Annotated in this window: 9 protein-coding genes and 1 rRNA gene; 8 read left to right on the plus strand and 2 right to left on the minus strand. The window is 70.7% G+C overall.

The genetic code is table 11. The features are described 5' to 3' along the window. Positions 1 to 94 precede the first annotated feature (94 nt). The 8 genes from ACZ42X_RS25405 to ACZ42X_RS25440 all read left to right on the plus strand — a co-directional run bounded on the left by ACZ42X_RS25405 (position 95) and on the right by ACZ42X_RS25440 (position 8,547). Positions 95 to 682, plus strand: coding sequence for a TetR/AcrR family transcriptional regulator (locus tag ACZ42X_RS25405; RefSeq protein ID WP_468294379.1), 588 nt, complete (start codon positions 95 to 97; stop codon positions 680 to 682). A gap of 295 nt (positions 683 to 977) precedes the next feature. After that, positions 978 to 1,286 carry a hypothetical protein gene (locus tag ACZ42X_RS25410; RefSeq protein ID WP_017945892.1) on the plus strand — a complete coding sequence of 103 codons (309 nt, stop codon included), beginning with the start codon at positions 978 to 980 and terminating at the stop codon, positions 1,284 to 1,286. Between the two features lie 104 nt (positions 1,287 to 1,390). Then, positions 1,391 to 2,203: a DUF8175 domain-containg protein gene (locus tag ACZ42X_RS25415; protein ID WP_468294382.1), complete on the plus strand. Its 813-nt coding sequence runs from the start codon at positions 1,391 to 1,393 to the stop codon at positions 2,201 to 2,203. Then, positions 2,193 to 3,602, plus strand: a complete 1,410-nt coding sequence (locus ACZ42X_RS25420; protein ID WP_468294385.1) for a hypothetical protein — start codon at positions 2,193 to 2,195, stop codon at positions 3,600 to 3,602. The genes ACZ42X_RS25415 and ACZ42X_RS25420 overlap by 11 nt, the downstream gene beginning before the upstream one ends. Beyond that, positions 3,599 to 5,167 (plus strand): SCO6880 family protein, encoded by a 1,569-nt coding sequence (locus ACZ42X_RS25425; RefSeq protein ID WP_468294388.1) that lies wholly within the window; start codon positions 3,599 to 3,601, stop codon positions 5,165 to 5,167. The genes ACZ42X_RS25420 and ACZ42X_RS25425 overlap by 4 nt, the downstream gene beginning before the upstream one ends. A gap of 14 nt (positions 5,168 to 5,181) precedes the next feature. Continuing rightward, on the plus strand, positions 5,182 to 6,582 hold the full coding sequence (locus tag ACZ42X_RS25430) for an ATP-binding protein (RefSeq protein WP_361416905.1): 1,401 nt from the start codon (positions 5,182 to 5,184) through the stop codon (positions 6,580 to 6,582). A gap of 1 nt (position 6,583) precedes the next feature. After that, positions 6,584 to 8,122 carry a P-loop NTPase family protein gene (locus ACZ42X_RS25435; RefSeq protein WP_468294392.1) on the plus strand — a complete coding sequence of 513 codons (1,539 nt, stop codon included), beginning with the start codon at positions 6,584 to 6,586 and terminating at the stop codon, positions 8,120 to 8,122. A 35-nt stretch (positions 8,123 to 8,157) separates the two neighbouring features. Beyond that, a complete protein-coding gene (locus tag ACZ42X_RS25440; protein WP_468294395.1) occupies positions 8,158 to 8,547 on the plus strand; it encodes a hypothetical protein in 390 nt (129 codons plus the stop codon). Here ACZ42X_RS25440 and ACZ42X_RS25445 read toward each other — a convergent pair. Then, entirely contained in the window at positions 8,544 to 9,110 is a 567-nt protein-coding gene (locus ACZ42X_RS25445; RefSeq protein WP_468294398.1) for a GNAT family N-acetyltransferase, read from the minus strand. The two genes, ACZ42X_RS25440 and ACZ42X_RS25445, sit on opposite strands and share 4 nt — an antisense overlap. 111 nt (positions 9,111 to 9,221) lie before the next feature. Further along, positions 9,222 to 9,314, minus strand: a 5S ribosomal RNA gene (gene rrf / locus ACZ42X_RS25450); the annotation flags it as partial.

Here is a 9,314-nt window from a genome sequence, read left to right on the forward strand (position 1 = left end):
GGACTAGAACGAACGCTCTATCCAGAGCGCTGACGCGACCGTAGCACAGCTCTAGAACGAACGCTCTACTCAATTCGCTCGGTAGGATCGCCCCATGCAGACCGCCACGCCCCCCACCAGCACCCGCGACCGGATCGTCGTCGCCGCCGCGCGCCTCATCCAGCGCCAGGGGTACGTCGGCACCGGCATCAAGCAGATCGCCAAGGAGGCGCAGGCCACCCTCGGCTCCGTCTACCACTTCTTCCCCGGCGGCAAGGAGGCAGTGGCCGTCGCCGCGATCACCCACAGCGGCGAGGAGTTCGCGGCCATCCTCCGCGAGGCCCTGGCCGGCCACGACGACCCGGCCGCCGCCGTGGACGCCTGCGCCCGCCTCCTCGCCGAGGCGCTGCGCGAGTCCGGCTGGGTCGACGGCTGCCCCGTCACGGCCACCGCCCTGGAGACGCTCGGCGACGCGGACTCCGAGATCCAGCGCGCCTGCGCCACCGCCCTGCGCGCCTGGCAGGACATGGTCGCCGACAAGCTCCTGCGCTCCGGCCTCCCTGCCACCGACGCCCGCGAACTGGCGGTGACGGTCATCAACACCCTGGAGGGCGCGGAAGTCACCGCCCAGGTGAACCGCGACGAAGAGCCCCTCCTGCTGGCGGGGCGTCACCTGGCGCGCCTGGTCGCCGCGTACCGCTGAGGCGGCGGCTGAGGCGGCGGCACGACGGACCGCGCATACAGGCCCAAGGTGGGACAACGACAGTCATTGCCCGGAGTCACCCCCCGTGATACACAGAGTGACCGTACGCGTACGCGCGCACACCCGGTCCACCACCCGACGCAGGTCACGACGGTCGGACCGGTCAAACGTGCGGGGATCGGGTAAAGAGACCAGCCAAGTCGGCATACGCGGGCGGTTTCATCAGCGAAGATAGTGCGGTGACCCGTGCCGAGTGGCAGGGGCGTCGAATTACCCAACAGGGGCGGTGAGTTACATGTACCTGGCGGCTGAAAAAGGCGACATCACCACCATCATCGGCGGAATCGCCCCGAACTGGGGGCCTTTCGGGAGCCTTGGTAACGAGGCCCGCGTGATGATCGAGGTCGTGATGGCCGTGGCCATCCTGCTGTGCCTGGGCATCGCGATCTGGGGAGCGGCGAAGCAGCGCATCGGCGCGACCGCCCTCCGGGACACGTTCAGCGCCGAACAGGGCAAGGGCCTCATCGTGGCCGGCCTGACCGGGGTCTTCATCATCGGCTCGCTGGGCACGCTCTTCACCATCGTGTACGGGATGGCCGTCTAGCCCCTCCCGCCAGCGGCCCCCGCGGTCCCCGGCTCCCTGAGGTTGCGTCACCTGATGTCAAGTCACCACACCGAACAGCGAAAGGTTGAGGGGGCGTACCCGTCATGAGCCTCGGCGACGAGAACGACGGCGGCCAGACCCGCACCCGCCTGCCCGACGGCGGCACCGGCGACGTCTACGGCGGCGCCCGCCGCCCGGCGCGCAACTCGCGCTCGCTGATCACGGTGGTGGGTGTGGTGGTGCTGCTGATCGCCGCCATCGCCTTCGCGAACCGAAGCGGCACCGACGGCGGCACCTCGGACGACACCGCCAAGGACCCGGGGGCCGCGGCCCCCACGTCGGCGACGGGCGTCCGCCCGGTGACGGGCAAGGACGGCACGATCCCGACGGGGTACGCACACGACGAGCAGGGGGCGCAGAGCGCGGCGGCGAACTACGCGGTGGCGCTGGGGTCTGACGGCATGTTCAGGCGGGACGCGCGGCACGTCATCGTGCGAGCCGTGCACGACCCCGCCGTCGTCGACGGCCTGCTGGCCAACCTGGACCAGGCCTACTCCGGCGCCTTCCTCAAGAACGTGGGCCTGAACGAGGACGGATCCTCACCCGGGGGCCTCACCTTCGTCTCCCGTACGGTTCCGGTCGGCACCAAGGTCACCAGCTTCGAGGGTGGTACAGCCACCGTCGAAGTCTGGTGCACCGGCCTTGTCGGGCTCGCCGGCGAGGGTTCCACCAAGCCGGTGACAGAGACGTGGTTCACCATCACGCAGAAGCTCAAGTGGACGCAGGGCGATTGGAAGATCGAGTCATCGAGCCAGCAGGAAGGCCCGACGCCGGTCAACGGCGACAACCGCGCCTCCACCGCGGATGAGATCGCCAGTGCTGTTGCTGGATATGGAGGCTTCACCTATGCGCGTTAGCCCTCAGCTCGGCACCCGCTCGATCCTCGCCGCTGTCACGGCCGTCCAGGCGGCAGCTTTCGCCTTCGCCGCGCGCGCCGCGGCGGCGCCGACTCCACCGCCCGCATCCCCCACTCCGAGCCCTTCGCCGAGCAGCAGTGACAACCCATGCGACCTCATCGTGGGGCTCGCGAAGGACTACTGCGAGGACGGTGAGAAGGCGGCGAACAACCCCGGCGCCCGCTCCACCCCCACCGATCCCACCGCCGCCCTCGACCCCCTCGCCTCCCTCTCCCGCGGCTGCGCCGACGCCGCCGTGGAGATCATCGACGCGCTGTCGAAGGCGGTGAAGTCCACCGCCGAGGTCGACTTCACCAACGGCACCTTCCTCGCCCAGTACGCCATCGTCTTCGCCGCCGCCACCGTCCTCACCCTCCTCCTCTGGCTCCTCGCCGTCGCCAAGCGCGCCATCCGCGGCGTACCGCTCGCGACGGCCATGTCCGAGGCCATCGGGTTCCTGTGGCTGACGGTTCTCGCGTCCGCCTTCACGCCGCTGATCCTCTACACCGTCGTCTCCGCGACCGACGCCGTCACCGAGGTGATCGCGCAGAGTACCGGCGGCCAGACGGACGTGTTCTTCGGCGGCTTCAAGGAGGCGCTCCAGAAGGGCGACGGCATCGGCGGCGGGCCGATCATGCTGATCATCGTGTCGCTCGTGACCGTCCTCGCCGCGGGCGTGCTCTACCTGGAGCTGTTCCTCCGGGCCGTACTCCTGTACGTCGGCGCCCTCCTCGGCGTCGTCGTGTACGCCGGCCTCGTCGACAAGAACCTCTGGGGCCACGTACGCCGCTGGGCCGGCATCATGATCGCGGTGATCCTGGTCAAGCCGGTCATCATCATCGTGCTCGGCCTCGCCGGGGCGCTCGCCGGCGACGACGGACCGAAGGCGTTCTCCGCGGTCGTCACCGGCCTCGCCATCATCCTGCTCGCGATCTTCGCCTCCGCGATGATCTACCGCTTCGTCCCCGGCTTCGGTGACGAGATCGCGGCCTCCCGCAACAACCGCATCCAGAACAGCGCCGAGAACAAGGCCGCCGCCGTCATCTCCTCGCCCGCCGCCCTCGTCTCGCAGGGCATCAAGACCCACAGCACCCGCAACGACTCAGGCGGCGGCTCCGGCGCCCCCCAGCCCGCCGGCGCCGTCACCGGCGGCATGTCCGCCCACAGCTCCCGTACGCCGACGGCCGGAGGCGGCGCAGGAGGCGCAGGAGGCTCGGGCGGCGGCGGAACTGTCCCCTCCGCCGCACCCCCGCCCCGCAGCCCCAGGAGCAGCAGTCCCACCACCGGCACCCCGCACAGCCACCGCAAGAGCACAGGCACCAACACAGGCACAGGAAGCACAGGAGGTGGAGGGCGTTGACGACCCAGTCCCCAGCGATCACGCCCCGCCGCACGTACCTCATCGGCAGGGCCCGGCCCAACGCCATCATCGGCAAGAACCGCGAGACCGGCGAGATCGCCCTGATCATCGCCGGCGCGTTCCTCGGCATGATGAGCGGTCTCCTCGTCCCGGTCCTCTCCCTGCGGATCGTGCTGCTCATGGGCTTCCCGCTGCTCGCCCTCGCCGCCGTGTACGTCCCGTACAAGCACCGCACCTTCTACAAGTGGTTCGAGATCAACCGCAGCTACAAGCGCACCCTCCGCCAGGGCACCACCTACCGCTCCGCCGCCATGGAGGCCGGCACCCGCATCGACGGCCGCGAGGTCGAGGTCGGCCCGCCGCCCGGCATCGGCCGCATCAACTGGCTCTCCGCCCCCTTCGGCCCCGACGAGATCGCCGTCCTCCTCCACGCCGACCGCCGCACCGTCACCGCCGCCATCGAGATCGAGGGCCCGGGCGTCGGCCTGCGCGACAGCGAGGACCAGGAAGCCCTGGTGGACCGTTTCGGCACCCTCCTCAAGCACGTCGCCAACGGCGACGGCTTCGTGACGCGCCTTCAGATGCTGGCCCGCACCCTCCCCGCCGACCCCGACGCCCACGCCAAGGACGTCGCCCAGCGCGGCGACCCCAAGAGCCCCGCGTGGCTCCAGGACTCGTACGACCAGCTCCAGTCCATGGTCTCCACCTCCAGCGAGCAGCACCGCGCGTACCTCGTCGCCTGCATGCACTACACCCGCGAACTGGCCGCCGAGGCCCACGCCATGGCCCGCGCCGCCCGCCACACCGCCGGCACCAAGGGCGGAAGGGGCGGGAAGCTCGACAAGGACGCCGGCCTCGCCGTCGTCATGGCCCGCGAGCTCACCGACATCTGCGCCCGGCTCGCCGAGGCCGACATCCGCGTCCGCCAGCCCCTCGGCCAGGCCCGCCTCGCCTCCCTCGTGCACTCCATGTACGACCCGGACCACCCCATCGACCACATCCAGGCGATGACGAAGCGGAACGCCTGGCCCGCCGAGCTCGACGCCGTCGAGCCCACCTACCTCCAGGCCAAGACCCGCGAGTCGTCCACCCGCGCCCCCTGGTGCCACGCCACCGCGTGGGTGAAGGAGTGGCCGATGACCCCCGTCGGCGTCAACTTCCTCGCCCCGCTCCTCGTCCACACCCCCGACGTCATCCGGACCGTCGCCGTCTGCATGGACCTCGAACCGACCGAGGTCGCCATCGAGCGCATGCTGACCGAGAAGACGAACGACGAGGCGGAGGCCAGCCGCGCCGCCAAGATGAACCGCACCGTCGACCCGCGCGACATCGCCGCGCACGGCCGGCTCGACCAGCGGGGTGAAGATCTCGCCAGCGGCGCGGCAGGAGTGAATCTTGTCGGGTACATCACTGTGTCGTCTCGTTCGCCCGAGGCCCTGGCCAGGGACAAGCGGACGATCAGGGCCTCGGCCGGCAAGTCGTATCTGAAGTTGGAGTGGTGCGACCGCGAACACCACCGGGCCTTTGTGAACACCTTGCCGTTCGCGACCGGCATCCGCCGATAGGGGCCCTGATCCTCATGCGTGATCCGCTGTCCGCCCTCACAGAGGCCTTCACCTCCTTCCTCTTCGGGAAGGTCGAGACGACCCGCCTGCCCGTCCGTACGTCGACGGGCCAGGCCCAGGCCGTCTACCTGCCGACCGCCGCCCCCGGCCTCGGCGACTCCGGCGTGATCATCGGCCGCGAGGTCTACAGCGGCAAGGGGTACATCTACGACCCCTTCCAGCTGTACGGGCAGCAGCTCCCGGCCCCCCACTGGCTGGTGCTCGGCGAGTCCGGCAACGGCAAGTCGGCGCTGGAGAAGACGTACGTGCTCCGCCAGCTCCGCTTCCGCGACCGGCAGGTCGTCGTCCTCGACGCCCAGGGCGAGGACGGCGTCGGCGAGTGGAACCTGATCGCGCAGCAGCTGGGGATAACCCCCATCCGGCTCGACCCGATGGCCGCCCTCGACGACGGCATCCGCCTCAACCCCCTCGACCCGTCGATCACCACCACCGGCCAGCTCGCCCTGCTCCGCACGATCATCGAGGTCGCGATGGGGCACGGCCTGGACGAGCGCTCCGGCTTCGCGCTCAAGGTCGCGCACGCGTACGTCAACGAGACCATCACCGACCGCCAGCCGGTGCTGTCCGACATCGTCGAGCAGCTGCGCCACCCGGAGCCCGAGTCGGCGGCGGCGATGAACGTCGCCATAGACGACGTACGCGCCTGGGGCCTGGACGTGGCCCTGGTCCTGGACCGGCTGGTCGACGGTGACCTGAGGGGCATGTTCGACGGCCCCACGACGGTCGGCATCGACCTCGACGCACCGCTGATCGTCTTCGACCTCTCCCACATCGACCGCAACTCGATCGCGATGCCGATCCTGATGGCCATCGTGGGCGTGTGGCTGGAGCACACCTGGATCCGGCCGGACCGCAAGAAGCGCATCTTCCTGGTGGAGGAGGCGTGGCACATCATCAACAGCCCGTTCGTGGCCCAGCTGTTCCAGCGGCTGCTGAAGTTCGGCCGACGCCTCGGCCTGTCCTTCGTGGCGGTCGTCCACCACCTCTCCGACGTCGTGGACGGAGCGGCCGCACGCGAAGCCGCGGCGATCCTGAAGATGGCGTCCACGCGCACGATCTACGCCCAGAAGGCGGACGAGGCGCGGGCGACGGGCCGGGTCCTGGGCCTTCCCCGCTGGGCGGTGGAAATCATCCCGACCCTTACGCCCGGCATCGCGGTCTGGGACGTCAACGGCAACGTCCAGGTGGTCAAACACCTGATCACCGAAGCCGAACGCCCCCTGGTCTACACGGACCGCGCGATGACGGAGTCCTCCGTACCGGACGACATCCAGGCGGCGGAATGGGAGGCGGAGCAGCGCGCGGCGCTCATGGAGCGGCAGATGAACGAGTCCTCACAGTCGACGGTGGCGTGACATGCGGGGCGAGCGCGAGCGGAGTGCCGAGCGGGGCGCCGAGGGCGGCATCCCCGACGGCCTGCTGGTGGGCCTGCTGGGTTTCCTGCTCGGCGTGTCGATCCTGGTCTGGACGGCCACCGGCCTGGCGGGCCTGCTGGCCCACGGCTCCTGGCCGGACGCCGTCACCTTCGGCCGTACGCCGTCGGCGATGCGCGCCCTCATGTCCCAGCCCCACCACCTCCCGGGCGCGTGGCCGGACACCCCGCCGGAGCAGCTCTCGGGGTACGGGCTGTTCTGGGGCCTGTTCATCGGCGAGCTGATGGTGCTGGTGGTGCTCACCGTGTTCGTCCTCGGCACGCTGGCCCGCTGGCGCGCGGTGCGGTCCGCGCGGCGGCACCCCAAGGCGTACGAGCACGGGTACGAGCCCGACCGCGCCCACGCGGGGCACGCGCCGACCGCCTCCGTACCCGTACCCGCGCCGGCATCCGCTCCCGTACCCGCGCCCGCGCCCGTCGAGACTCCGAGCACCCCCGTACCGGCACCCGCCGCCGCAGGTACACCGCCAAGCCGCCCGGCAACGGGCGCGGGCACAGACCCAGCCCCGGTCCTCACCGCGCCCAAGGTCCCGACACCCCGCGCGCCCCGGGTCCTCTACGGCGGCCCCGACATCCGCCGCCCGACCGCCCTCCAGGCCATCCACGAAGCCGAGGGCGCCGCGCTCGTCGTCACCTCCGACCCGACCCTCTGGGCGGAGACCAAGGACGCCCGCGCCAAGCTCGGGCCCGTCCTCGTCTACGACCCCGGCCACCTCTGCGACACGCCGGCACGCCTCCACTGGTCGCCCACCTCGGGGTGCGAGGACACCGACACGGCCGCGGCCCGCGCCGCCGCGCTCCTGGCGCCCGTACGCCCTCCGGCCCGCATGGACGAGGCGGTCGCGGACACCGCCGAAACGCTCATGCGCTGCTGGCTGCACGCGGCAGCCGTCGACGGGCGCCCGTTCAAGCAGGTGCACCGCTGGGCGCAGAACAACGGCGCCCACGAACCCGTACGCATCCTGCGCACCCACCCCAAGGCCACCAACAGCCACGCCGGCCTCCTGGAGTCCGCCCTCACCGCGTACCCGGAACGCCGCGAGATCGCACAGGAGTTGGCGGTCCGAGCGCTGTCGTCCCTCTCCTCGGTCCACATCCGCGAGGCCTGCACACCGCATCGAACTGATTCGCTGACCTTGGAATCATTTATCCGGGAAGGGGGCACCCTTTATGTGGTGGGGGAATCCATCGAGGACCCCCGCACCCGCCCGGGCGCGATGCCCCTTCTCACCGCGCTCGCCTCGTACGTGGTCGAGCACGGCCGCCGCATGGCCGCACGGTCATCCGACGGTCGGCTCGACCCACCAATGGCGCTGGTCCTCGACGACATCGCCGCGGTGGCCCCGCTGCCCCACCTGCCCGAGCTGCTGATGAGCGGCCAGGAGACGGGCATGGCCACGCTCGCCCTGCTCCGCTCCCCCGAACAGGGCCGCACCCGCTGGCCGCACCACACGCTCGCCTAGGGACCACGCCGAGACCTGGCAGTACAGTCGCGCTCATGACGGCATCGGTGGTACGCGCGATCGAAGCGGACGGGACGGCCTGGGACGACCCGTCCGAGGACCGCCTGCACGATCTGCTGGCCGACATGAACCTGACCTGGCGGCACGTCGTCGTCGAACGCCTCGACCGCGAACCGGAGGGCCACCACTACGTGCAGGTCTACCTGAACGACGATTTGAGTTACCAGGTGGAGTACCGCGAGGGCGGCCCGGACCGGCACTTCCAGGCGCATGTCCCCCGGCGGCACGAGGTGTTCGCCGTGGAGCCGGTGGCCGAGGTGGTCTGGGACTGGGCCCGCGGAGGCACAGCCTGGCGTACGGCACTGCCCTGGACGCCGTGGACGCCCGTGGACACTCCCTCGCGTCTCCCAGAGGAAACCGCCTAGGCCCCGGCGGGCCGCCTGATCTCGTACTCCAACTCCTGCGCGCCGTCGCTGTCGCCCTCCATCGGCACGCTCTCGCCCGTGGGCACGAAGCCCACCTTGCGGTAGAGCGCCGCAGCGCGCGTGTTCCGCTCGTGCACATAGAGCCGTACGCGTTCGACCGGGGGCCCATCCAACGACCAGGACCACTCCACGCCCGCGCGTATCAGCGCCTCGGCCAGCCCGCTGCCACGAGCCTCCGGCCGTACGTACACGCCGACGACATGCGTCTGGTCGACCTTCGCCGGCTCCCCGAACCGTACGTCCCCGCCCGCCCGCTCCACGAGCACGGTCACCGTGCCGGCCCAGCTGCCGTCGGGCGTCTCGGCGACGAACTGGCGGACGCTGTCGCTGCCCTCGGCCGCCCCGGCCGTCCGCTCGCGCCAGAAGGCGTCGGGCTGGGCGGAGGCGTTCTCGTACGTGTCGAGGAAGGCAAGGTGCGCGACGGGGTCCTGAAGGGCCGCCAGCCGTATCTCGCGGGCTTCGCGCCACTCGTCGGCGTGCAGGGAACGAATGAGGTATCGCATTCCCCGATCCTGGCCGCCCGAGCCGCTGCGAGCCAACCCATTTCCATCGAAGGACGCACCGTAAACGCAGAAAAGCCCCGCACCAGAAGGTGCGGGGCTTTCCCAAAAATTGTTCGGCGGCGTCCTACTCTCCCACAGGGTCCCCCCTGCAGTACCATCGGCGCTGAAAGGCTTAGCTTCCGGGTTCGGAATGTAACCGGGCGT

The organism is Streptomyces sp. NPDC030862, assembly GCF_055571835.1.